Below are 26,168 nucleotides of genomic sequence, written 5' to 3'. Positions count from 1 at the left end.
AATAAAAATGTATTAATTTCGTTTTAAATTTAAGAATAATTAATTATGGGGAAAATTAAATTAGACGAAATTGATCATCAAATTCTTGATATGTTAATCGATAACACAAGAATTCCATTCACAGACATTGCTAAAAAATTATTAATATCTGCAGGTACTGTTCATGTACGTGTTAAAAAAATGGAAGAATCCGGAATCATTAAAGGTTCTTCTTTGATGTTAGATTATAAAAAACTTGGTTATTCTTTTATTGCTTATGTTGGTGTATACTTGAATAATACCTCTCAAACTAAATTTGTATTAGAACGTATAAATGAAATACCTTATGTTACTGTAGCACATATTACTACCGGGAAATTTAATATTTTCTGTAAAATTAGAGCAAGAAGTACAGAGCATGCCAAAGAAGTTATTTTTATGTTGGATGACATAGAAGGCGTTTATAGAACAGAAACTATGATATCATTAGAAGAAAGTATTAACGATAAAAAACGCTTAATGCATTCTATTTTTAATGATTTGTAAATAAAAACTTTTCAAAAAAATATTACAGCCCTCATTAGAGGGCTTTTTTAATTTTTACACATAAAAGATATTATCAATCTATTTAAAGATTTTTTTTGATAAGCTAGTTTATTAATAGCAATTTTAAATAAAATATCATTTAATCATATCATGTATTCACTTGAATTATTAAGAAAATATAGTTTTTGGCTTGTAGACTTTTTAAAAGGAAGTCCAATACGAAAACATTACAATGACATTAAATTTATAATAGAAAACTACAACACTAAAGCATCTGAAGAAAGAAGAGCGAAGCATTTAGAAAACCTTTTAAAAAATGCTTTAGAAAGCACCCCATATTATAAATCTAATGCAAAGGGAAATAATCTCAAGGATTTTCCGATTATAGATAAAGATGTAGTGAGAAACAATTATGATGATTTTAAATCAGCGTTTTTTACTGGAAATAAAAATACACCTGTAGTTACAAGTGGTTCTACGGGAACTCCATTTAAACTATTTCATAACAAGAATAAGCGATTAAGAAATAATGCAGACATTATCTATTTTACAAAACAAGGAGGGTTTGAAATAGGGTCAAGATTAATATTTATGAAAGTATGGAACGATATAAATAGAAAGTCTCCATTAAAATTATTTATGGAAAATATCAAACCCTACAATATCCTTAATTACACCGATGAAGATGTTGCTCAGCTATTAACCGATTTAAATGAAGATAATTCAAGAAAAAGTATTTTTTGTTTTGCCTCAACATGCGATGTTATTGTTAATTACTTAGACAAAATAAACAGTAAACCCCTAAATTTCAATATAAAAAGTATTATCACAAATTCTGATGAATTAAAAACGACTACTAAGGATAAAATGGAAAAGTATTTTCAAGTGCCCGTTTTGTCTAGGTATTCAAATATGGAATGTGGTATGTTAGCTCAACAAAATTATTCTGGCGGGTATGAATTTGAAATTAATTGGGGTAGTTACCACGTCGAATTATTAAATATTGATAATGACAACCCTGCAAAACCAGGAGAGATAGGAAGAGTAGTTATCACAGACTTATTTAATTATTGTATGCCTTTAATAAGATATAATACGGGTGATTTAGCTTATATGTCTGAAAACAAAAAAAACACAAATAGAGGTCCAGTTTTAGAGCGTATTGAAGGAAGAAAAGTAGATTTAGTTTTAGATACAAAAAACAAAATTATTACATCACACATAGTAACGGTTAATATGTGGAAGTATTCTGAATTAAAACAATATCAATTCGTGCAAACTGGGAAAAAAGAATATAAATTTAGATTAAATCCTTGGAAAGACTTCGATAGGGAAGAGGAATTAATAAAAGAATACAAAGGTTATTTTGGTCAAGATGCTTCTATTGCTATAGAATATGTTGATGAAATTCCTTTATTATCATCAGGAAAACGAAAATTAGTTGTAAATGAAATGAATTCAAACTAAAAAAATCGACAAATTTCATCGTTGAATCTCAAGTGATTAGACATGTTATCTGTTTTTAAATAGATTTTATCTAAAAAATATTAAAAAGTAAAGTTATTATTGATAAAGTTTTAATTTTAAGTAAACATTAATCAATCATGGAAATCGAAATAAACAATATTTTAGTAATTGGTTCCAATGGGCAAATAGGCTCAGTTCTAACGCCTGCACTTCGTGAAATACACGGAAAATCTTCAGTAGTCGCTTCTGATATTTATAAAAAACAAGATAATGCTGATGGTTTATTTGAAATTTTAGATGCCACTGATTTCAATGTTTTAGAGAATATTGTTAAAAAGTATGCTATAACACAAATTTATCATTTAGCTGCAATACTCTCTGCAAAAGGGGAAGAGAACCCACAATTAGCTTGGGATGTAAACGTAAATTCACTCATGAACGTTTTAGAAGTTTCTATAAAACATAACATAAAAAAAGTTTTTTATCCCAGTTCTATTGCAGTTTTTGGATCAAATGCTTCACTTTTTAATACGCCACAAAATGCAAATTTAAATCCAGCTACTATTTATGGAGTTAGTAAAGTTGCAGGCGAAAATTTAGCACAGTACTATTTTTTAAAATATGGTTTAGATGTTCGCTCTCTAAGGTACCCAGGTATAATAGGATATCAATCTTTACCAGGTGGTGGAACTACAGACTATGCTGTTGACATTTATCATAAGGCAGTTTCTGGCGATGAATTTAATTGTTTTTTAGAATCTGATACAAGATTACCGATGATATATATGGATGATGCAATAAAGGCTACAATTAGCTTAATGGAAGCTTCTCCTGAGTGTATAAAAGTAAGAACATCATACAATTTATCTGGAATGAGTTTTTCTCCAGAAGAAATATACTTATCAATTAAAAAGCATTATCCTAATTTCAAAATTTCCTATAAACCAGATTTTAGACAAAATATTGCAAACAGTTGGCCAAGGAGTATTGATGATTCAAGTGCAAAAAACGATTGGAACTGGAAACCAAGTTATGATTTAAAAAATATGACTAGGGTTATGATTTCTAAACTATCTAAAAGATATAAAAGCGCTTAATTTTTCTTATTGCTTCAATTTAATTATAAGTAGAGAATTAAATAGAACCTTATTAACAATTAATAAGGTTTTTGTTTTTAAATAGAATCTACTATTTATTTTTTAACAATAGGCATTATTCTATCACACTTAGAAAACATCTTATCTGCTTTAAAATTATTATACTTGTCAACATTAAAATCATTATTTAACCAAGACAAATAAATTGAAGGGGTATCAATACCTGCCTCATGCGAAAATGGGTAACCACCACCAAATCTAGGATTCATTTCAAGAAAATAAACTTCATCATTACTTACAAAAAAATCACAATCCATATTACCAATATGCTTTGAATTTTTACCGATAATTTCTCCATATTTAGTAAAATTATCATTTATAACAGATATAGCTTTGTCTGTCTCTCCAGAACGCATTGCAAGTTTTTCTCTTACAAATGTACCGTAATAGTTTCCATTTAAATCGTTTAATATATCTACACCGTATTCAACACCATTAATTTTCTCTTGAATAATAATACTTCTTTCAATATCCTTAGAACTAGCATCTTTTAAAATGCTTTTTCTAATTTTTATATGCTGTAGTTTATAGCTTAATAATAATTCTTCTTCATTTTCGGCAATATCAATACCAATAGAGGCACTTCCCCAGCGGGGTTTTACTATTAACGGATAATTTAAATCGCCTTTTTTTATAGACTCCAAAGCATCATTTATAGTTAAATATGTTTTTGGAGTATTAATATTCAATTTTTTAAAAAATTCGTACGTTTTCCATTTATCAAAGGCAATATCAATAATGTACTCATTAGAAATTATAACTCGAGCCCCTAACATTTCTAACTCTTCTTTGTTTTTAGATAGTATAGGGAGTTCTAAATCATTTAATGAAATAACAGCAGTAATATTTTCGTTTTTAATAATATCTTTTAAAGTGTTTATGTAATTAGAATCTGTTATTTTTGGTACTTTAATAGCAATATCCGCATCAACTAGTGATGGTGCAGATAACTGATAATCTGCTGCAACAACATTTCCATTTCCTTTTAAGGCTTCTTTAAAATAATTGATTAGATAATTACGTCTACCGGCACATGTAAAAAGTATATTTTGTTTCATTTAGTTTTTAGTTTTTCTTAATTCATCTAAATCTAACATCTCTGGGTGAATTTCAATATTACTTGAATTTAGCACTTTTTTTACTGTTTTTAAAAGTATAATGATGTCATTTTTAAATGATAAATTATTAACATACTCAATATCTTTTGTGAGTTTATCATCCCAACTTAGCAAATTTCTACCTGATACTTGAGCTAAACCAGTGACACCCGGTTTAACAGTATGTCTTATTTGTTCTTCATTAGTATAAAAAGGGAGGTAATGTACACGTAGAGGTCGAGGACCGACTAGACTCATCTGACCAATTAAAATATTTATTAATTGTGGAATCTCATCTAATGAAGTTTTTCTTATAAAATCACCAAATTTTGTTACTCTTTGTTCATTTGGCAGTAAGTTTCCAAAATCATCTTTTTTATCAGTCATAGATTTAAACTTAATGATTTTAAAAATTCTTTGATTTTTACCAGGACGTTCTTGAAAGAAAAAAGGACGACCATTATTAACGAACATTAATATAATAATTAGAATTAGAAAAATTGGCGATAATAAGATTATGCCAAATAATGAAGCAAAAAAATCAATAATTCTTTTAAATATTTTTTTATACATTCAATTTTAATAATTTATTAAATAAGTGATATCTCATAAAAGAGAAAATCAAAAGTATTACAATAATTTATTCTTAAAGTATAAAAACGCCCTCGTATATAATTTTATCGATTATTTACACTTGTTATAGTTTATTTTTAAAAATGTGAATTTTTAAATGTAAACTTATATTGAATTTGAGAACTGTATAATGATTTCATAGTCAAACACTTATTTTTATTCTATTTTTTATAACTAGAATGATTATAAGAGTTATAAAATATCTGTATAAGTATATTTTCAAATTCATTAACAAACCAGTTATTTAACCCTAATTATGAAAAATTTAAATGCAGAACTCTATGCAAATGAATTGTTAGAGCTTTGGGCAAAAAAAAATCATTTGCTAATCGCAGAAGATAAATTATTGTCTAAATATTTAGTTGATAAAACAAAAAAAGTTTTGGATGTTGGAACTGGAGGAGGGAGGCTAGCCTTTTATTTAGAAAAGAAAGGATTTGTAAATATTTCAGCATTTGATATTGTACCAAAAATGATTGACCATGCAACGAGAGTTGCTAAAGAAACAAACTCTAAAATTGATTTTAAAGTAGCAGATGCTGTTAATATACCCGAATATGGTAGTGATGAGTTTGATTATGCTCTCTATCTCCAACAAGTATTAAATTTTATACCAAATGATCAGGGTTTTAAGGCTTCATTAAAAGAATCATATCGGATTACTAAAAAAGGAGGACTTGCAATTTTTGCTTTTTTAGACTACGACTCAAGATTTTTTAATCGTCCATTTAGTGCCACTCTTAACATTTTGAGAAAAATTAGAGAAGAAAATGTCTCTATGCAACGCTTACCATGGATTAAAATAAACAATAAGATTAATTGGAATTTATTTAATAGGGATCAAGCATTGTCCTATTGGGTAAAAAAAGATGCTATACTGGCAGATTTAAAAAATATTGGCTATACTATTTTAGAAGTTAAAAATGCTAATCAATTTGTTAATACAAAAACAAAATCAAGAAAAGGAATGTTATATGTAGTTTGTAAAAAATAATAATAATATATAATGATAAGTTAAATAAAAAAGTATACTATAAATAATATTAGATATAATTGAATATTTAATTCCAAAACGTACCCGAATTAATCCAAGAAATAATCCATATATTGTTTTAGAAAGCATAATAAGAACAACAGAAAACACTATTATATTTGTAGTTAGTTGATAGAAAATAGCGTAGGCAAACCCGTATGAAATTGCAGACAAATGAAATACATTCTTAAAATTATTTTTGTTTTTTTTAAATAAACTTATTGGTCCTCTAAAAAATAGTTCTTCAGTAATTGGTAATAAGATTAAAAGCAAAATTAAATTAGCTCTTTTAGAAAAGTGTTTAAATGCTTCAATTTTGTAATTGTCTGATAAATAAAAAATATTCACATTGTTATTTAAATTTTCTATTATAAAAATCACTAATAAATTAACAATAAAATATGTAGTAAATATAAGGGTAAATAGTCTTATTTTATAAATGTTAGGTATAGCGACAGCTCTTTCGTAGTGAGGTTTTTTTATATATAAAAATATTTTTTTTAATAAACGAAAAGCTTTGTTCATTTCTTAATAAATAATAATATTCTGAGTTACTTTTGTAAGTAAATTATTTAAGAATTTCTACAATCTTTTGAACTATACTTGACCAAATTTGCATCTCCCATATCAAATTTGTTGTGTAAAGCATAATAAATATGAATATGGTGTTAAAAATATTTACTCTGTAAATTTTCTTTTTAATTAAAAAATCATAAGTAAATAGAAGCATAATTGGTAGAAACATTAAAAAATAATATACAATCACATGCCTGCCAGATATTCCAAAAATATTAATTCTTGCTACTGCAGCACTGGTTAGAATGGTTGTTGCAAAAACCATATACCTTTTATGTTTTAATAACTTTTTTCTGTTTTTAATTCCTAATAGAACAAATATTAAATAAGTACATATATAAGCTAAATTATCTCCAATTACGCTAACACTTACTGAAGCTTGCATAAAACTTGTATATACACCACTAAAAAATATAATTAAAGACAAACCCAATCCAAAAAAACCTAGTTTCATATGTAAACTGGTTTTTTTTATACTGATTAAAATATTTTGAATTAAATAAAAAAGTATCCAGCAAGAAAAAATGAACCCATGAAATTTTAGGTAAAAATCTAAATTTCTATTAGAATCTGGAATATAGAATGTAGATGAAAAACCTAAAAGAGTAATTATAGAAAACCATATTGCAAGACTTGTAAAGAAGTATCTGTCTTTATTTATTTTTTTCATGGTTATTGTTTATATAAAGCAGTTAAATATATGATGTTTTTTAACACATAAAGCTTTGTTTGTTAATTATTTAGTAAAATAAACTAAATATAAATGTTAACTTTAAACTTAAGTTTTTTAAGAAAAAATATAGGATTTTAATTTATAATATATATCTGTTTTCATATCATTTCATAAATGTATTTAGCTCTTTAATAATTTTTTCATTATTTAATTTCTTTTAAAATCTCTTGTATTAATGGATGTTTTAAATAGCCACCAAATGCTGTTCCTGTTAAATGTAATGAAGGTTTAGGGTTTCCTTCAATAATAATTGGTGCAGTTTCACTTATAGCGATATCCCAGCCTATAAGTCGTGTAGGAAAGTATTCAGCTGATTTTTTTGCTAAATCTAAGGCTTCGTTATAAAAGGGTATTTTAAAGTCATCTATTTTAGTATGTGTATTTGGGTGATTTAAAAATTCATTCCCACCTTTTGTAAGATCTTGTATACCTTTTCCTTTTAGACGTCCACAGCTGCTGTCTACAGAAACATAAAAACCACCACTACCAGCATTATCGGTAATATTGTCTCCAATTCCAAAACGCATAGCTGAAGATATTACATGTATATTTTCATTTTTATCCAAGTAGGTGTCTATTCTCAATGTATTTACAGATTTAGAATACATTTTATTAATATCTGAATGTTGGGAAATCACTTCTTGATGGATATAATTGTTATTTAATAAGGTTTTTGCATTTAAGGTGATATGTTCTTCTATTCTATCTTTTTCAATTAAAATACAACCATATCCACCTCCACCATTTATAGGCTTTAAAAAAAGTTTTTCCTTATCATAGTAATTAAATACATTTTTGTAAAAGTTAACAAGTTCTTTATTGTTTTTAATTTTTATAATATTTTTGTTAAAATAAAAAGTGTTTTTAAAATTGTAAGATGCTAATAATGGGACTAACAACCTTTTTTTTTCACAATAAAAAGCAAAACTTAACTTATTGTGCATAATATCTTCTACATTTTTATTTGTAATATATGGTGAGTTAATAATTGAATAATATTGTTTTAAACTTAAATAATTTTTGTAGTCAACTATATCTTTTCTATATAGAAATTTTCTAAAGTAATCTGTAGGAAGCTCTTTTTTTATCAATGTAAAAATGAATATTTCCTTTATCATTCTTAAAAAACCTTTTTTATTTGGATCATTTAGAAAGACTTTTAAATGCTTAATTCTAGAAATCATATAATATGTTTATTGCTTTTTTTAAGATTTAGCATAGAGTTTTTACTAAACCAAATTAAGAATTAGCTTGTTTAAACCTTAACGGACATTTCTTTTTATCAATATTTGTATCAGGTAACCAAAATTGTTTCCATTCATGCGAATTAACATTTGGGTAAGACCCTAAAAGATTTGAAACCTCAATGTCGTCATATTTTGAAACTCTTTCTCTTATAATTTTTCTGATATAGCCAGACTTTTTAGAAGTACCTGCTACAGGTTTTAATGTTTCTGTGGTTTGTATAACCAACATCATGTCTGATGCAGAATGCCTACTTTTTCTTTTCTTATAAGCATTACTATGCCCACTTATGAAAAGAGGAATTCCATTAAAACAAAATTGCCATTTAAAACTTTCTGGATTTTCAGGAATTTCTATAGGGCGACTTTCATCATCAGAATCCATTAAATATTGAAGAATATTCCAAAAAATTTCTTCATGATTTTCTAAATTGTTTTCACTATTGGTATTTATAAAAACTACAAGAACAGAAGGCCAATCAATAGTTTTATATGTGTTTAAGTATTCAATTAATGATATTCTAAACTCTTCTGGTTTATATAACTCTTCTTTTTTAATATATGTAAACCGAAAAGTTGATTTTTCTAGCCCTAATTTTGCAAAATGACAAGGAAAAGGTATTTTTTTATCAAGCATGGTATTTTTGAATGAATTGATTGCTGAAAAAACCCATTCAGGTTTTTCATTAGCCCTTACATTTTTAAAATTATATAATCGTATATTCATTTGATTAAGTTTAATCCCTTGAGAGGTTGTTAGAGTTTTTTATATACTTATAAAATTAATTTAAGCTTGCTTAATATAATTATTTACTGTTGATCTTCTTTTTCCAGAGTCAAGAAGTGGAATTTCATTAACGTAAACAACTTTTATTTTAGCATTAATTCCCAAATAACCTTTGAACTCGTTAATAATTTCAAGTTCTTTATTAAATAATTCAGAAACATTTAGTTTTAAAGTGTATTCGTACTTGCTTTCTTGAATTAATTGGCCTTGAATAATACCATCATACCTATCTATACTGGCTATAATCATAGAAGGAACAACTATACCATTTGTATTGTATAAGACATCAGTTTTTCTACCTTCAATTTTTGTAAAAATAGGTGGTTGAACACTGTAATCAATTGTCCCTATGTCACCTGTATCATATCTAATTATTGGCATGTAATAATTAAATAAATCTGTTACCACAATTCTTCCAGGTTCTCCAGGTTTAGCAAGTATATCTTTATCAATATCTAATATTTCTATATAATAACTAGCCCAATTTATTATAAAATTATTTTTAGACTGAGGTGTTTGTTGAGCAATAATTCCATTTTCCATATTAGAATAACGAGATACAACAGGGGCTTGAAAATAATATTCCAAGGATTTTTTTGTATTGATATTTAGTCCTTCTGATACAGCAATAATTGATTTTATATTAGAGTTTATTGGTTTAAATTTTATTCTATCTAAATATTTGCAAATTACATCATAGGCCGATGCATACCCAATAAACCCTTTAGTAGAGGAATCATTTTTAATATTATTAATAATTTTATCTATATTTTCATCATTAAGATTTAGGACTTCTAAGGCTTTTACATTTTGAATCCAAGAAAGAAAAAAAGATTTTTTTAAATCCACACTCCATTTTCTTAAATAAAATAACCTAAAACCTATTTTAAAATTAGCTAATTGAGAAAAGTAAATTACATCGGCAGTGTTTCTTCTTCTTTTATTTTTATCAAGAAATATTTCTAATGGTGTACCTGTTGAACCTGTAGTTATAGTTGAATAAAACTTCTTTTTGGTCATTGTATTAGATAGAAATTCAAGATGTTTCTCTCTAAGTATGTTTTTATCAATAACAGGTAAAGTTTCAAGAGATTCATTAAAAGTATATTTTTTATAAAATTCAGTTGTTTTTATTGCGTGCTTAATTATACTATTTAAATGAGCTTCTCTTCTTTGTTTAGATGAGTTTAAATTATAGTTTTCTAGAATAAAGGTTATGTCTTTATAGTGCTTTTTTAGTTTTGATCCTTTTAAAAAATCGACAAACCAAAACATTGTAAATCTAATTTTTTCTAAAAGCCTCATGATTTCTTTAATATTTATCTTATAACAAACTACTAATAAATATAAAGACATTAGTAAAATAAATCTATTATTATCTACAATAGGTAATTATTTTCTTTAAATAGAAAAAAACATGTATAAAGTGTTAAAATGCTAAATATAAAACAGTTATGTTTTATTAGTCAAGACTCTTATATTCTTCAAGTAAAGCAAGCCATAAATTTTTACGTTCGTATTTAGATACTATACGTTCTCTAGATTTTGCCCCCATATTTTTAACTTCTTCTTGTTTTCTATACAAGAAAAGCATGGCATCATATAATGCTTGTTCGTTTTTAACTGGAATTATTATTCCTGTTTCCTGATTTATAATAATTTCATTACAACCATTTATATTTGTTACTATACTGGGTAATTTCATTGCTCCTGCTTGCATAACTACATTAGGAAACCCTTCTCTGTAACTAGGGAAAGCAAGTGCGTTTGAGATCGCAAAGTATGGACGAACATCTTTCACAAAACCTGTACTTATTATGTTAGTATTAGTAGAAATTATTTTTAATGTTTCTGGTAATAATGGATCAAGTTCTGTCTCATAGTTGCCAACTAAAAGTAGTTTTATAGAACTATTATTTTTAGAAAGAGAATTGAAAGCAGCAATTAATTCGTTAATACCTTTATCTGAAACTAATCTACCTACGAATATATATACATAGTCATTCTTTTCAATATTCAAACTTTTTCTTAACTCGCTTTTGTCTTCTTTGGTATAAAGTTCCGGATTAAAATGTAATGTATCTATTCCGTTGGAACTTCCGTTTGCTATAACCTTTAGTTTATCTTTTTTAGTAAAATTATTTTCTAATATTATATCCATTAACCCATATGAATTTGGATATATTCTGGTAGCACAACCGTAAGTAATTTTTTCAACCATATTTAATATTATGCGCTTTAAACCAACAGTTTCAACAAGCGGTAAACCAGCTATAGTATGAAGTCTATGTGGAACTCCTGCTAATCTAGAAGCAATCATTGATACTGTTCCAGCTTTAGGAGTATGAGAATGTACAATAAAAGGCTTTTCTTTTTTGAATAACTTATAAAGTTTCCAAACAGCAGTTAAATCCTTTAATGGTGTAATTTGCCTTGTCATTTCAATAGCAACAGTAGGAATCTCTTCGGATTTTGAAACTAATTCTAATTGTTTATTATTTTTAGAAGACACACCAATAACCTCATAGTTATTTGACATAAATTTCAATTGTCCTTTTAACAAACCTCCCATAGAAGCAGGAACAGTTGTAACTCGTATTAATTTTTTTTTCATGTTTTTGGGGTCTTATTTAAAGTCTTCAAATTTTAATTGACAAATATATAAATGTTAATAGCTATCATTTTATTTTATCTATCTAATACTAGGTTTTTAGATTAACAGTAAATCGTATTTGTTAACAAGCTTATTAACAGGGTATTAAAAATTGGAGCTATTATTTCGTATTCTCTTATAAAAATACACATTATTAAATTTTAATTTATGCTTAACCAACTATTAATAAAGTTATAAAGCGAATCTGGTTATATCGTATTAAGTTTATAAACTATTGAAATTAAGAGCGTTATTATAAATAGTTATTAAATCTTATTAACAATTGTTAATTGTTTATTCATTAGATTATATTTTTGAATCTTAATTTTTTTCACAATTTAAAATCCAATATTAGATTTTAAGCGTATATAGTAATTGTAACCTAAAAAACATTTAATCGTTTAAAAATGTATTTTATCGATAATGAATTTAATATAAACTGTATTTTATCGAAATTAACTATCACTTAAACGATTACTTGAAAAATAATTTTTACTATTGAAATATTATAAAATGCCCCAAACAATGAGAACTATGAAAACGATTTTTAAAACTATGCTATTCACTTTATTATTAATGATGTCTTTGATGTCTTGTAATCAAGAAGAATTATTTGTTGAACCTGTTAGTGAAGAAGAGGTGATAAACGAAGAAACAGATGAAACTACTGATGAAGAAGATGAATCAAATGAGGATTCTGATGAGAACTCTGAAGTAGACCCTAATTTACCATGTGATTTTACATTAGATAATGTCCAAGCAAATTCTACAGTTATTATAAACTGTATTATGGATTTAGGAGGGCAAACTATTACTTTGCCAGCCAATGTAACTATTGTTTATGAAGGAGGAGATATTATTAATGGAACACTTAATTTTTCTGAAGGTTCTGTTATAAGTGGAGAGCTTTTAAATTCAACTTTAACCTTAGGAGGATCAAACCCAATTTTAAAGGATACTACTTTTGATTTTATTCCAAGTAGATGGGATATTGTAGAAGGAGTTGTATCTGATGAGATTGCTATGGAAAACAAACTCATTTTAAAATCTCTTCTTAATGAGACAAAAACCTTAGGAGTTACTACATTTAAAATTGATGAATTAGATGCGTATTTTAAAGTGAATGGAGATCCTGGTAATGCTATGCCAGTACAGCAAGCTATAATGATACCTTCTAACTTTAATCTAATAATGACAGATAATACTCATTTAAGAGTTCAACCTAATGATTATCCTTATTATACGCTTTTATCAGTTTATAAGGAATCAAATATTACAATAGAAGGAGGAACCTTACATGGAGATAGAGACGAGCATGATTATTCAAGTGGCGGATCTCATGAATGGGGACATATGTTAACTGTAAGAGGGGGAACAGATGTGGTTTTAAGAAATATAGTAATGATGGATGGTACAGGAGATGGTCTTGATATTCAAGGTGAAGGACATGCGGTTAATCCAGATTATGCACCAACCAGAAATCTTCTGGCTATTGGTTGTAAATTTATAAGAAACAGAAGAAATAATGTATCCATAACAGCATGTGATGGAGTTATTATTGAAGATAGTGATTTTATAGATGCTGGAATTCATACTGCAAAATCACAAGGTACACCACCAAGTTGGGGGTTAGATGTTGAGGCTTTAGAACCAAATGAAAAAGCTGAAAATATAATAATAAGAAACTGTAGAGAACAAGGAAGTAGAAAAGGCGGATTTCTTGTAGCTATTGGAGACTTTGTAACTTTTGAAGGTAACTATGTTGAGAACCCTATATCCTTAGCAAGTGCAGAAAATTGTATCATTAGGAATAATGAGATTGTTGCAAAATCAGAGACATCAATTGAAAATGGAGGTGGAATTAATACTGGTAGGGCAGATCGTGGTAACCAAGTTTATGGAAGTAAAGTTTATGGTAATAAGATAACAGGTTTTAGTACGGGAATTACAGTTAGTAATTATGATATGGAAGTTTATGACAATACTATTATTGATTGTAAAAGAGGTATTGTAATTGGATCTGCTTATGATAGTCGAATCTATGATAACGTTATTGATATTCAAAATAGAACTGATTCAGATGGTTTGATGGCTAGCGGTTCTATAGATAATTGCTCCTTTGAAAATAATACAATAAATGCTGATAGGTTTGCTGTTAGGTTTTTAGGATTGAATAATCAAGATGGTTTGGAAAATAATAAAATAACTTTATCAAACAATTCATTCACAGGGGGTTCGCAAGCATACATCACAGATTCAAAAGGAATGGATATTGTAAATAATACTTTTAATAATCAAATGCAGTTCTTTAATTGTAACACAGTTGAATTGTCTGCGAATAATGTTAATAATTCAAACTATTCTCCAAGTATATATTTGAGACAAGTTAACTCTAATTTTGTAATTAAAGATAATGTAGTTAATAACACTCCAAATTATCCAGAGTGCGTTGTAGTTACAGATACTAACGATTTAGATACAATAGTTGTAGAAAGTAATCAATGTAATTAATGATATTAATATATGTTATAAATACAAAAACCAGCAATTTAGCTGGTTTTTGTATTTATACTTTTTAAAATTTTAGCAGGAACTCCACCAGAAATAGTATTAGGTTCAACATTTTTATTTACTACAGCACCTGCGGCTATTATTGATCTACTATTAATTATAACTCCCGATAAAATCCTGCATCCACAACCAATCCAAACATCATTTTCAATTGTTACAGGGGCTTGAGTGGCTTTATTATATTTTATTGGAATACTAATATCTTGGTAAGTATGGCTTGTAGTCATTATTGTACTCGCATGGGCTATAGAAACATCATTTCCAATTTTAAGACCACCTGTACCATCTATATAACACATAGAATGAATACTAACATTATTACCAATTGATATTCTGGACAATCCTTTCAAAAACACCCCTGGATGAATTGACACATTGTCTCCACATGATTTTGATAAGTTTTTAAAAATAACATATCTTATTAACAAACCAATATTTCCAGATGTATTTCTAAATAAATAAAATAATCTTCTATTTATAAATTTTGGAATTATACTATTACTAATAACTAATGCTTTAATTATTCCTTTTAATTTATTAACCTTATCTCTACCAGTACTCATCTTATAAAATTATTTTTTTAGTACTCCTTTTTTTGTTGTATTCATAATGTATATATATAATATAATCCCAAAGGGGATTGCAAAGAAGGTTAATATTTTTTTAGGAGATTCGAAAAGAAATTTCCAATTTTTTATCATTATACTACTTGAAACATAGTGAATAGCGTTTTTAAATCGTTCTTTAAAAGTATATGAGTATTTCATTCTTTCTTTACGCTCATGCGCAAAGCCTCTTGGGTGTTTCTTGTATTGATTAAAAATATTTAGGCTTGAGCCATCTTCCATATATTCAACATTACAAAAAACTTCGTTAAAACATAGCAACCAATAATCTTGATCAATTAACATATATTTATACCCTAGTGGTACAAAACGCTCTTCTTTAAATATAGGATACTCAGGGTATTTTTTTATAATGTCAGTTCTGTAAACAAATTTTTTATCACCTACCACATTATATTTACTTTTTAGTTGATAATATTTACATTCTTTAAGTCCATCAGGAAAAGCTGTACCTATAATATTACCTTTTCTATCTATGTCCAAGCCCAAGATTCCTGCATATTTTTCATCACCATATTCTTCCCATAGTTTTAATATTTTATCAATGGCGTCATCTGGCATAAAATCATCAGAATCTACACATACATTTAATTCAGTTGTTATTAAACGATATGCTGCATTATGTGCACCATGCATACCCTGATTTTCCTGATAGTGGTACTGAATATCTAATTTGTTTTCTGTAATCCAATCAGACACCAATTTGTTGGTGCCATCAGAAGAACCATCATCTATAATTAACCAAGTAAAATCTTTGTTAGTTTGTCTTAGTAAACTATCATAACACTGACCTAAACAATAGGCGCGATTAAAAGTTGGAGTAAAAATTGTTATTTTTTTCATAGGTTAATGTTTGTCTGCATAATAAACAAAATACATAAAATAGGTAAAAGAGAAGTACACAAATAATATTTTACCTATTACAAAATTTTGATTTTTAAAGAATTGTTGTTTTAAAAGGGGATATATAATTATTATTCCCATCATAAACCAGGAGATATAAGCAAATCTATTTGAGAAGTTGGCTCGAATAACTAAAATCCAGAAAGAATTTGCAATTAAATATATATTGAATAGTCTATTGTAATAAATATCTTTGAAACCTTTTTTAAAAATAAAAAACCATCCAGAAAAGACTGCAGAAGCGCTGTAAATTAAGAAATCCCACCTAAAACTTAAACTTTCAAATTTGGCATCTGCTTCTCCTGTTAAATAACCGCCTAATCTGTCATCGGCAAATCCTAAACTTGAGAAAAAAGCTATCCATACACTTCCCAAAAATAAGGATAAGGGTATAGTAAGCAACCAGGTTTTTAAGTACGTTTTTGGATTATTATGAAATAAAGTAGCAATATATGCTAAAGTAGGTAGAAGTAATGTTTTATGAAATAAACAAGCTATAACCATATAAGTGACCATTAATATTTTTTTATCACTATAAGTAAATGCAAGTAGAAAAAATGAAGTTGCAATACCATTTCTTATACCGTTAACACCATATGGCCAAAATGAAAATGATACAACAAACATGAAAAAACAAAAAAACCAATATTCTTTAAAAAACTTTTTAGAAATTAAAAACATGGGATATATATACATAAAAGCACAAACCAAAAAGAAGGTATTAGCAGTCATAAATTGAGCACAAAATTTCATGAAAATATGAAAACCTAAATCTTGGTTTAAAAGAATAGGATACCCATTGGCATATCGTTCAAAATGTCTTGCATAAGTCATCATATCAGTAAAAATGCCATGTATGGGTCTAAGTCCCATATATATAACTATAAAAAAAAGAAGAAAGTACCCCATAAAGTTGAGATATCTTATGTTTTTTGGATGGTCTATATCTAAAATGAGTGTATGAAAAAAGGTAAACAATGTAATGAATAAAGCAAGATTAATGTATATCTTGTAATATAATTCTATTGGAAAAAAATCAATCATGAATTTATTTTTTTAACCTTGATGAAATTGAATCACATAAATCTCTTGTAAAATCTACACCTCCATATTTATCTAAATGGTTACCGTCATAAGTTTTGTATTTATTATTCTTAACAAAATTTAGATACTCTACATTCATTTTAGAGGCTATTGATTGAATATTTTCGTCAAAATTAAACCAAAATTCGTTTTCAATAGAAATCAGTTTTTCATCTATAGGCATTCTTAATAACACAACATCACCATAATTGTCTAAGTATTCAATCAATTCTTCTAGACTTTTTAATCTAAAATTTGATTTTTTCCATTTTGAAGCAAAATCACTATATAATCTTATTTGATTTTTTTTCCAGCTATTTAACATTATACTATCCTTTGGTAAGTTAGACTCCTCTAACCAACCATCTTTATGCATTTTAGAAGATCTTCGTATTATAGATTTAAAATGAAAGTAATTAAAATTTTTTATTAAGTATTCAAAATTTGGATTATGAGTAGTAAATCTCATATTATGTGGTGGCATATTGGCTTCAAAAAACTCACCTTTTTCTTCAGTGTAACCCTCTCTTGATGACAATATCCATGGGTTTACTGTAATAATGAACAAACCATTTTTTGTGTTTTGGTTGAGTTTTCTTTTAATACTCTCTTTGTATAATGGCCCATATGCAATTTGAGAAATTGTAAAACTATAATTCATTATGGGTAACTCATAGTCATTTGAACTGAAATAATAATCACTGAATACTTTAGGCTGTATACCTTGCATGCTTCTTGAATCACCTAGGATAAAAGAATTTGCTTTTGGAGTAGTGAATTTTTCATAAAAATAATCTACGTAACCACCATATTTAATTAGTATTAAAGATATAATTCCTAATACAATTAAAAAAAAAGTTAAGGATTTAAATAAAAACTTTTTCATAGTTAAAATTGAAAATAAATGAAAGATTGTGACTGAGCTCCAAACAATAATATCAGACAAAAAATAAATATATATATACTCCAACGTAGTGGAGTATATATAATTTTATTAAGTTCTAACCCATGTTTGTTATTTCTGTTTAACCATTCTACTATAATTAATATTAAAATAAAAAGCATAGGTTTTAAATCAATACTTGGAAAATCAAGTATAGTTTTTGAAAATATCGCTTTGATATAGGACCAAGCAATATTCACACTTTCTGCTCTAAAAAACACCCACGCTAAAAGTGTTAAAAAAAAAGTCATGGAAATTTGACAGAGTTCTTTAATATTAATAAATAATCTGTTTTCTGCAACAGTATTAGTGTTTACTCTATTTTTATTCATTAATAAAAGGGGTAAAAAATAAATCGCATTTAAAGTTCCCCAAATAATAAATGTCCAATTCGCACCATGCCAAAAACCACTTACTATAAAAATAATAAATGTATTTCTTACTTTCATCCAAGTACCTCCACGGCTTCCCCCCAAAGGTATGTAAACATAGTCTCTAAACCATGTAGATAATGATATGTGCCACCTACGCCAAAATTCAGCAATATCTCTAGAGAAATAAGGGAAGGCGAAATTTTGCATAAGGTTAAAACCAAATAATCTGGCTGTTCCAATTGCTATATCAGAATATCCAGAAAAATCACCATAAATTTGAAATGCAAAAAACAACGAACCAATTAAAAGGGAGCTGGCATTGTAATCTGTATAATTGTCAAATATTTGATTTACTATAATTGCACAATTATCTGCAACCACAATTTTTTTAAATAGTCCCCAAAGAATTTGTCTTAATCCATCAACTGCTTTCTTATAATTAAATTTTCTTTTTTTATAAAATTGCGGTAATAAGTTAGTAGCCCTTTCAATTGGACCTGCTACAAGCTGTGGAAAGAAACTTACAAAAGCAAAAAAGGCTATAGGATTTTTAGTGGGTTTTAATTTATTTCTATATACATCAATAGTATAACTCATGGTTTGAAATGTATAAAAACTTATACCAACAGGAAGAATTACATTTAGGGTTAGAGTATCAATTTGGTAACCTAGTGATTGAAAAGCTTCTTTTAAAGACAGAGAAAAGAAATTAAAGTATTTAAATACACCTAAAAAACCAAGATTAACAAGCATACTAATTGTAAGCCATCTTTTTTTGATTTTTTTTTCTAAAGTCCTTTCTATGTATATACCACAATAAAAGTCTATAAAAGAACTGAAGGCTATTAAGGAAAGAAATCTCCAATCCCACCATCCATAAAAGACATAACTTACTATTAACATTAATAAATTTTGAGTGTTTAATTTTTTATTAAACACAAACCAATACAGTAAAAATACTATTGGTAAAAAAATTAAAAATTCAAAAGAGTTGAATAGCATATTAAGATATTAGATGTTTTTTTCTAAGTAATTTTTAGCAACTTTTTCAATATTGAACTTAGAAAGTAATGAGTTTTTATTTTTTTCTAATATTGATTTATATTTTTCAGAATTAATTACAGATATCAGAGCATTTGCTAATTTTTTCTCCTCGTCAACAAATTCAATTGACTCAGGAACACCTAGGACACCATCGAATAAATTAGGAGTTACTATTCCTGCTTCCATTTCTACGTTATCAGTAACTTCACTATATTCACTTAACCCCATTAATTCTGTAATACCCTTTGTACAAAAAGAAGATACAATTGGGGTGTTTACACACATAGATTCTACAATTACATTTGGGGTGCCTTCATAATGAGAAGATAAAGCTAAAACTTTCGCTTTTGCTAAATAATTATAAGGGTTATTCTTCCTACCTAAAAAATATGTGTTTTCGTTTATTTTAAGGTGGTTTATCAAGTTTTTCATAAAATTCTCGACATTGGTATCTCCATCACCAATAAATACAAGCTTAACGTCAGGACATTCTTTTAAAACTAAGGAAAAAGCTTTTAGAAGATGCCACGGCGATTTTTGTATTGACAACCTACCTAAAAATAGAATGATTTTTCCAGAAAAGAGTTTTTGCTCATTAAGGTCTTCAATTGGTAATCTGGATAGCCTATTTATTTCATCTAAATTATGTGGGTTATAAATAATTTCGAGTTTGTTTTTAAACCTGAAACCACATTTATCTATTAGGTCTTGTTTAATATCTTTACTAATACACACAACCTTATCTATATACTTATAAGAGGATTTATAGCTTAGTTTAAAAATGGAATTAAATAAAGATTTGTTTGAAAACTCAACACTTTTTAATGCATGTATACTAGCAATTTTAAATTCTTTAGTAAATGTTAACGAGCTGAATAAATTGGCCATGTCTCCAAAAGCTATAGAGTGAGAAATTTTTTCTTTTTTTATTATTGTTCGAATTAGTTTTGGAGCCTGAAAATAAAATTTTAAACGCTCTAGTTTAGACATTTCATAGAAATCAATATTTTTAAGATAAAGTTCATCATCACCAAAATTAATTATATCAGTTTCTAATTTTATAAATTTTAAAGCTTTAACTTTATATCCCTTACTAATATAATGATGATAAAAAGACAAGGCCAAACGTTCCATCCCGCCAACACTTCCATATGGCATTAGTAGAAGAATTTTTTTCATTGTTTATTTATTTTATGAGATTTTTAAATAAAATATCCCATTGTGGTACAATTTTATTAGGTAAATAATTTTTAGCATTGGCTCTTGCTTTTAATCCCATTTTTAAACGTAATTCTTTATTTTCAATTAGCATTTTTATTTTTTTTGCAAAATCATCAACATTACCATTCTCAATTAAAAAACCATCTTCATTATTTGTTATAATATCTTTAGGACCGCATGGACAATTGTAAGCTACACATGGTATGCCACATGCCATAGCTTCTATTAGGACCATACCAAAACCTTCGGATCTTGATGAAAGTGCGTATATTGAGGCTTGATTATACTTATCATAAATATTTTTTACCGGGTTAAAAAATGAAACATTATTAGATATTTTTAATTTATCTGCTAACCTAAAATGTTTTTTTTCAGCATCAATTTTTCCATAAATCTCTAGTTGCCAATCTGGATAATTTTCTAAAACTTGTTTCCAACTTTTTAATAGTCTATCGTAACCTTTTTGAAAACCATGATTTCCAACACTAATGACTTTTTTGTTTGTTAAAGAAGCTATTTCTTTAGGGTAAAAGGATAATGGGTTTGGAATTACTTTTAAGTTTTTAAGTTTCCACTCATTTAAATTATCTTTTGTTAAAACAACAAATGCATCATATTTTTGACCTCCTAAGTACATAAGACTGCTTAACAGTTTAAATTTTAAAGTATTAAAATTATTTACTTTATCACTTTTTTTAAATATATATTTTGAAGCATGTCGTTCGTAAACCATTTTACAAGGTTTATTGAGTATATATGGTAAAAAAAAGGCTTTTAGCCCATCATCACAAACAGAAATAATATCTGGTTGTATTTCTTTTATTTTAGATTTTAAACCAAATTTATATTGTTTAAAATACTGATATATATTTCCTTTTACAGAAATATTATGGTATTTTATTTTCTTGCTAAAATTGTAAAATAAAGAAGTTTTAACTTGATTTAAGGTAATTATATGAACGTCATATCCCAAATTTTCAGCAAGATAGCTTGCTTTTATAGATAAAACACGCTCTAAGCCACCTGACCCATTAATTCCATTTGTTATATATAGTAGTTTCATTTTATTTAATTAATTTATAAAATGACTCTAATGATTTTTCTTTATCACTATTTTTTAATTTTGAGAGATTGTGAATTACTCTATTTTTAAATTTCTCATCATTAATATAAATTAAAATATTTTCAGCAATAGATTGAGCATTCATTTCACAAATTAATCCCGTTTCTTTATGAGTAATAATACTAGAAGCTGTTGGGAAATTAGTTGTTACTATTGGTTTTTGTAAAATAGTGGCTTCTATAACAGTTAAACCTAAACCTTCAAACAACGATGTTTGGGTATATATATCACAGGCTTTAATGTAGGGGTAAGGGTTTTCTTTATAACCTAATAAATAAAAATTATTTTCAAGTTCATATTCCTTAATTTTTTTTTCTAATTCGATACGCTCTGTACCTTCTCCTATAACAAACCATTTAAGATTTACACCATTATTTTTTAAAATATAGCAAGCCTCTATGGCTAGATTAATGGCTTTGGCTTTAGCTAAACGACCTACTGTTAAAATTTTTAATTCGTTATTATTTATTGAAAAATCTATCTCCTCTAAGCTTAATTCTTTAACCAAAAAAGGATCGGTAATATCTTTTATAATGTAAGTGGGTAATTTTTTTTGAATTAATTTATAAGCTTCTATAAATGATGATTCGTTTTCTTTTGAAACGCAAATTATTTTTGTGTAATTAGAATACATGTCATAATCAAATGCAGCTACATAACCTGCTTTTTGATAATCTGTATTTAACCAAGCATACTTTATAGGTGTATCAATTTTTTTTGCGACATAGTAAGTAGAAAAACCTTGATTATAAGCAATTGCAACATCACATATAATTTTATTTTTTTTAATTGATTTATTAAATACTTTCCAGAAAAGTTGTGCATGATGATAATGCTTGTTTTTTCTTAATCGTTTAATAATCCAAAATTTTATTCTTAAAATTATTTGCCAAAAACCATTAATTTCATCAAATGAATTTACATAAATTATATTTACTTCTTTAGGAATGAATTTTTCGAATTCACCACCTTTTTTAAATAAAATCAAATCCACTTGTAATTTCGAATAATCTAATAAATTTAAAAGGGTTATTAAGCTTTTTTCAGCACCACCATGATATAAAGACTCTATTACTAAAACTAACTTTTTCATAAATTTAATTTAGAGACTTTGATAAAAATGTTTTAGAGCTATTAATTGAAGTAGCTAAATTTTTATTTATTGAACTGTAAGATTTAATTGGTTTTAAAGAAGCATTATTAAAATTAGATTCATCAACAAGTATGTTAGATATATCTAATAATGCTAATAAATCTCTCATTCTAGTATTAATTTTTTCTTCTCTATTAACAACATAAAATTGTTTGTTAAAAATTAATGAAAATGCCACAGCATGAAAAGAATTTGAAATCACCAATTGTGCATTAGCAAGTAAAGACAAAAAATACTCTGGACCTTTTAACCAAAAATTTGAATTAGCATATTTAATATTTTTATTAACAGTAAAAATTTTAAGTCCATTTTCTTTAGCAAGCTTTAATGCCATATTCTTTATTAGCGGGTTACTGTCAAAATCATAAATTAATATATATTTATCATTTATTGGAGTCACAAAGTTTTCTTTCCAATATTCTTTATCTAATAAAAAAACCGGATCTAAAACTTGAGTAGCATTATTAACACCAAGTTCTTTCAAAATTCTTAAACCTGATGTTTCTCTTACTGATACATGATTTAATCGGCTAATTTTTTCTTTAACAAATGGTTTTAAATTGTCTTCTATAGCATCTATTGCAAAACTTGCAGCATAAGAAATTTTTAGTTTTTCATCTGGAACAAAATCTAAATAAAATGCAGGATCTTTACCATTTTGAAAATATGAATTCCAAATTTGGTCACTACCACAAATGTAAGTGTCAGCTAATGGAGGATTTGCTTTTAATTCATCATTTGAGATATATAATTTTTCACCAGTTTTAATATGTTTTTTAGAAAAATTATCAAAAGCTTTTTTTCGTTTTAAATCCCTTAACCTTGTTGGTAATTTTGCTAATATATATATCCACTTAACAATAATATTTTTTTCATACTTAACATTAGATATTTTCCATAAATCTAAATGTTTACTTAAATAGGGTGGCTTATAATGAATAGCTTCTGTACTGTGACCCAAGATCTCAAGGTGTTTTAACAAAGCATGTTCCTGTAAACTGGCTCCATGATTATAAACCTCATGACAGGTTATAGTTTTTATATTCATTTTATTTTATATTTTTCAACAAAATCTAATGGATCTCCATAGAATTCTTCAATTCTATCTTCTAATGTTTTAATATCCCAATCCCACCATGCAATTTCATTTAAATTTTGAATTGTCTTATCATCAAATTTCTTTTTTATAATTTTTGCGGGTACCCCAGCTACAATTGAATAATCTGGAATATTTTTAGTGACGACAGAATTTGCAGCAATGGTAACACCGTTTCCAATGTTAACACCAGGCATAATGAAGGCTCCCATGCCAATCCATACATCATTTCCTATAGTTATACCTTCTCTTTGTTTTATTTTTTTAAGAAACTTAATTTTATCTTTACCACTAGGTAGTGTTTTTCTTTCTTTAAAAATATTATCAATTAAGGGAAAAGATGTTATTTGTGATGCTTTATGATACCCTTCATCTATTATAAACTTGACATTATTTGCAATACTGCAATATTTTCCAATTATTAATTTAGCTTCAGTCCATCTCCATACTAATGCTCCATTATCATAAGTTTTGTGTCCAATTTTTGTATAATTATCTTTTTTCAAAAACACATAATCATGTATTTTTAGTGTATGATTGTAATCAACACCAAGTATTCTCCAAAATAAAACTCTTAATTGATAAATCATTTTTTAATACTTTTTGATAAATTATTTATAGTGTTTTTAACTAATAGTTTTTCACTATGGATTATTCCGAAATAATACATCAATGTAGCGAAAATTAAAGTATAACAAATGCTTTTTAAACCAAAATTTAACCACCCATCTCCCGGAAATAAATTTATAAAATAACCTAAAACCATTACGATTAGTTGAATAGGTAATGTTTTGTAAAACAACTCTTTAAAGAATCTGAATAAATTAAGTTTCAGTACACGGTAATAATATATATTCATTATATTTTGGGCAATCACCCATCCGCAAATAGAACCGCTTATCATGCCTAAGGCACCAAATCTTTTAGCTAAGAAATACCCTAATAAAGTGCCTAAAGACATAAATATTAAATATACTATAGATTTAAAAGCAACTTTGTTTTGTGCCTCAATTATTGATCCAGTAAATCCTTGAACTAATGGTATTGTATAAGCTAACATTATCATTAACCCTATAACCCAAGCATCATGATATGTTTCACCTACCCAAAGAAAAACAAACTGTTTTCCATATAAAATAAATGCACCCAATATATAAATTAAAACAATGAAAGAAATTCGTCCAATTTTAATCATCATATTCGTAAGTTCTTCTGGGGTTGCTTCAGAAACAGTCATTTGTGTTGCTCTTGGAAGAAAAACTCCTGTTATTGCAGAAGAGAATGCTCCATAATAACTTCCCAACATAAGCCCAACAGCATAAATTGCTAAAACCTCAGGAAAACTAATACCTCCTAAAACTATGTGACCAGCTCTCCATTGAAATTGAGCTACTAAACCATAGATGAAAATCCAAACAGAATAACTGAAAATTTGCTTTACAAAAACACTACTAAATTTATGTAACTTGAATTTAACCTTTAATTTTTTAAAAACGAATGTCATGGTAGATATAATGATTAAAATATTAAAAATTGTATCTAAAATCACTAATGCTATAGCTTTTCCGCCTAATAATAATATTGCAACTAAGATAATAGCTCTAAGTAAATAACGAATAATATTGATAGCTTTAGGAAAAACAAATTGTTCATATCCTAAACAAATACCTGTAAAAGCTCCTCCTGGAAGACTAATAGATAGATTAAATATTAAAATAATAAAAATCGTTTTAGCAATTTGTAACTGGTCAGCATTCATTTTATCAAAATAACCGTCGATTTGACCATAAAAGAAGAATCCAAAAAGCAACACAAATAATGAAATAAAAAAATAAATTAACATTGTAGTTGCTAAAAAATTTTCTTCACCTTTCTTGTCTTTTTCAGCTTTATATTTAGCTACAAAACGAACAATGGTATTGTTTAATCCGAAATCTAATACAGAAATTGTACCTACTACAGCTCCAATTGCTACATATACGCCATATTCTGCATCTCCTAATTTTCTAATTATAAAAGGAGTTAATAATATCCCAATAACATTAGTAAGGAAAATTGTTACATAATTTAATACAGCACCTTTTTTTATTTGGCTCAAAACAATAGTTTCAATTATAGGTTAGCAA

Annotated in this window: 23 protein-coding genes and 1 pseudogene; 5 read left to right on the top strand and 19 right to left on the bottom strand. The window is 26.8% G+C overall.

The window, feature by feature from the left end; all coding sequences use genetic code 11:
* Positions 1–45 precede the first annotated feature (45 nt).
* From MBM09_RS10195 to MBM09_RS10185, 3 genes are all read left to right on the top strand, one after another.
* On the top strand, positions 46–525 hold the full coding sequence (locus MBM09_RS10195) for an Lrp/AsnC family transcriptional regulator (RefSeq protein WP_238673619.1): 480 nt from the start codon (positions 46–48) through the stop codon (positions 523–525).
* A 150-nt stretch (positions 526–675) separates the two neighbouring features.
* A complete protein-coding gene (locus tag MBM09_RS10190; protein ID WP_238673618.1) occupies positions 676–1,992 on the top strand; it encodes a CoF synthetase in 1,317 nt (438 codons plus the stop codon).
* Positions 1,993–2,129: 137 nt separating this feature from the next.
* Complete coding sequence (locus MBM09_RS10185; protein ID WP_238673617.1) at positions 2,130–3,089, top strand: NAD-dependent epimerase/dehydratase family protein; 960 nt, start codon at positions 2,130–2,132, stop codon at positions 3,087–3,089.
* Between the two features lie 95 nt (positions 3,090–3,184).
* On the opposite strand, the gene MBM09_RS10180 is transcribed toward MBM09_RS10185, so the two are convergent.
* Both MBM09_RS10180 and MBM09_RS10175 read right to left on the bottom strand, forming a co-directional pair.
* Positions 3,185–4,207 carry an ATP-grasp domain-containing protein gene (locus tag MBM09_RS10180; RefSeq protein ID WP_238673616.1) on the bottom strand — a complete coding sequence of 341 codons (1,023 nt, stop codon included), beginning with the start codon at positions 4,205–4,207 and terminating at the stop codon, positions 3,185–3,187.
* On the bottom strand, positions 4,208–4,819 hold the full coding sequence (locus tag MBM09_RS10175; RefSeq protein WP_238673615.1) for a sugar transferase: 612 nt from the start codon (positions 4,817–4,819) through the stop codon (positions 4,208–4,210). It abuts the gene before it with no gap.
* A 316-nt stretch (positions 4,820–5,135) separates the two neighbouring features.
* Here MBM09_RS10175 and MBM09_RS10170 point away from each other — a divergent pair, with 316 nt between their 5' ends.
* On the top strand, positions 5,136–5,873 hold the full coding sequence (locus MBM09_RS10170) for a class I SAM-dependent methyltransferase (RefSeq protein ID WP_238673614.1): 738 nt from the start codon (positions 5,136–5,138) through the stop codon (positions 5,871–5,873).
* Here the strand turns inward: MBM09_RS10170 and MBM09_RS15940 are convergent.
* The 6 genes from MBM09_RS15940 to MBM09_RS10145 all read right to left on the bottom strand — a co-directional run bounded on the left by MBM09_RS15940 (position 5,850) and on the right by MBM09_RS10145 (position 11,866).
* Entirely contained in the window at positions 5,850–6,437 is a 588-nt protein-coding gene (locus tag MBM09_RS15940; protein ID WP_370569654.1) for a type II CAAX prenyl endopeptidase Rce1 family protein, read from the bottom strand. The genes MBM09_RS10170 and MBM09_RS15940 overlap by 24 nt on opposite strands.
* Before the next feature lie 43 nt (positions 6,438–6,480).
* Entirely contained in the window at positions 6,481–7,158 is a 678-nt protein-coding gene (locus MBM09_RS10165) for a hypothetical protein (RefSeq protein WP_238673613.1), read from the bottom strand.
* 206 nt (positions 7,159–7,364) lie between these two features.
* Positions 7,365–8,405, bottom strand: a complete 1,041-nt coding sequence (locus MBM09_RS10160; protein WP_238673612.1) for a sugar-transfer associated ATP-grasp domain-containing protein — start codon at positions 8,403–8,405, stop codon at positions 7,365–7,367.
* Between the two features lie 55 nt (positions 8,406–8,460).
* Positions 8,461–9,192 (bottom strand): YqcI/YcgG family protein, encoded by a 732-nt coding sequence (locus MBM09_RS10155; RefSeq protein ID WP_238673611.1) that lies wholly within the window; start codon positions 9,190–9,192, stop codon positions 8,461–8,463.
* A 60-nt stretch (positions 9,193–9,252) separates the two neighbouring features.
* Positions 9,253–10,557 carry a CoF synthetase gene (locus MBM09_RS10150; protein WP_238673610.1) on the bottom strand — a complete coding sequence of 435 codons (1,305 nt, stop codon included), beginning with the start codon at positions 10,555–10,557 and terminating at the stop codon, positions 9,253–9,255.
* A gap of 157 nt (positions 10,558–10,714) precedes the next feature.
* Entirely contained in the window at positions 10,715–11,866 is a 1,152-nt protein-coding gene (locus MBM09_RS10145) for a glycosyltransferase family 4 protein (protein WP_238673609.1), read from the bottom strand.
* A 573-nt stretch (positions 11,867–12,439) separates the two neighbouring features.
* On the opposite strand from MBM09_RS10145, the gene MBM09_RS10140 reads away from it, so the two are divergent.
* On the top strand, positions 12,440–14,416 hold the full coding sequence (locus tag MBM09_RS10140; protein WP_238673608.1) for a right-handed parallel beta-helix repeat-containing protein: 1,977 nt from the start codon (positions 12,440–12,442) through the stop codon (positions 14,414–14,416).
* Positions 14,417–14,454: 38 nt separating this feature from the next.
* Here the strand turns inward: MBM09_RS10140 and MBM09_RS10135 are convergent, their stop codons facing one another.
* From MBM09_RS10135 to MBM09_RS10085, 11 genes and pseudogenes are all read right to left on the bottom strand, one after another.
* Positions 14,455–15,039 carry an acyltransferase gene (locus tag MBM09_RS10135; RefSeq protein ID WP_238673607.1) on the bottom strand — a complete coding sequence of 195 codons (585 nt, stop codon included), beginning with the start codon at positions 15,037–15,039 and terminating at the stop codon, positions 14,455–14,457.
* A 9-nt stretch (positions 15,040–15,048) separates the two neighbouring features.
* A complete protein-coding gene (locus MBM09_RS10130; protein WP_238673606.1) occupies positions 15,049–15,945 on the bottom strand; it encodes a glycosyltransferase family 2 protein in 897 nt (298 codons plus the stop codon).
* Between the two features lie 3 nt (positions 15,946–15,948).
* Complete coding sequence (locus MBM09_RS10125; protein ID WP_238673605.1) at positions 15,949–17,049, bottom strand: EpsG family protein; 1,101 nt, start codon at positions 17,047–17,049, stop codon at positions 15,949–15,951.
* A 4-nt stretch (positions 17,050–17,053) separates the two neighbouring features.
* A complete protein-coding gene (locus MBM09_RS10120; protein ID WP_238673604.1) occupies positions 17,054–17,974 on the bottom strand; it encodes a hypothetical protein in 921 nt (306 codons plus the stop codon).
* A gap of 2 nt (positions 17,975–17,976) precedes the next feature.
* Positions 17,977–19,407 (bottom strand): MBOAT family protein, encoded by a 1,431-nt coding sequence (locus MBM09_RS10115; protein WP_238673603.1) that lies wholly within the window; start codon positions 19,405–19,407, stop codon positions 17,977–17,979.
* Positions 19,408–19,416: 9 nt separating this feature from the next.
* Positions 19,417–20,628: a glycosyltransferase gene (locus MBM09_RS10110; RefSeq protein ID WP_238673602.1), complete on the bottom strand. Its 1,212-nt coding sequence runs from the start codon at positions 20,626–20,628 to the stop codon at positions 19,417–19,419.
* Between the two features lie 7 nt (positions 20,629–20,635).
* Positions 20,636–21,733: a glycosyltransferase family 4 protein gene (locus tag MBM09_RS10105; RefSeq protein ID WP_238673601.1), complete on the bottom strand. Its 1,098-nt coding sequence runs from the start codon at positions 21,731–21,733 to the stop codon at positions 20,636–20,638.
* A gap of 1 nt (position 21,734) precedes the next feature.
* Entirely contained in the window at positions 21,735–22,886 is a 1,152-nt protein-coding gene (locus tag MBM09_RS10100; RefSeq protein ID WP_238673600.1) for a glycosyltransferase, read from the bottom strand.
* Between the two features lie 4 nt (positions 22,887–22,890).
* A complete protein-coding gene (locus MBM09_RS10095; protein ID WP_238673599.1) occupies positions 22,891–23,994 on the bottom strand; it encodes a polysaccharide pyruvyl transferase family protein in 1,104 nt (367 codons plus the stop codon).
* A 115-nt stretch (positions 23,995–24,109) separates the two neighbouring features.
* Positions 24,110–24,284: pseudogene (locus MBM09_RS15935) on the bottom strand (DapH/DapD/GlmU-related protein); the annotation flags it as partial.
* 344 nt (positions 24,285–24,628) lie between these two features.
* On the bottom strand, positions 24,629–26,140 hold the full coding sequence (locus MBM09_RS10085; RefSeq protein WP_238673597.1) for a lipopolysaccharide biosynthesis protein: 1,512 nt from the start codon (positions 26,138–26,140) through the stop codon (positions 24,629–24,631).
* Positions 26,141–26,168: the final 28 nt, after the last annotated feature.

The sequence above is a fragment of the Flaviramulus sp. BrNp1-15 genome, assembly GCF_022259695.1.
GTDB lineage: Bacteria > Bacteroidota > Bacteroidia > Flavobacteriales > Flavobacteriaceae > BrNp1-15.
This window is presented reverse-complemented; position numbering and strand designations above follow the sequence as displayed.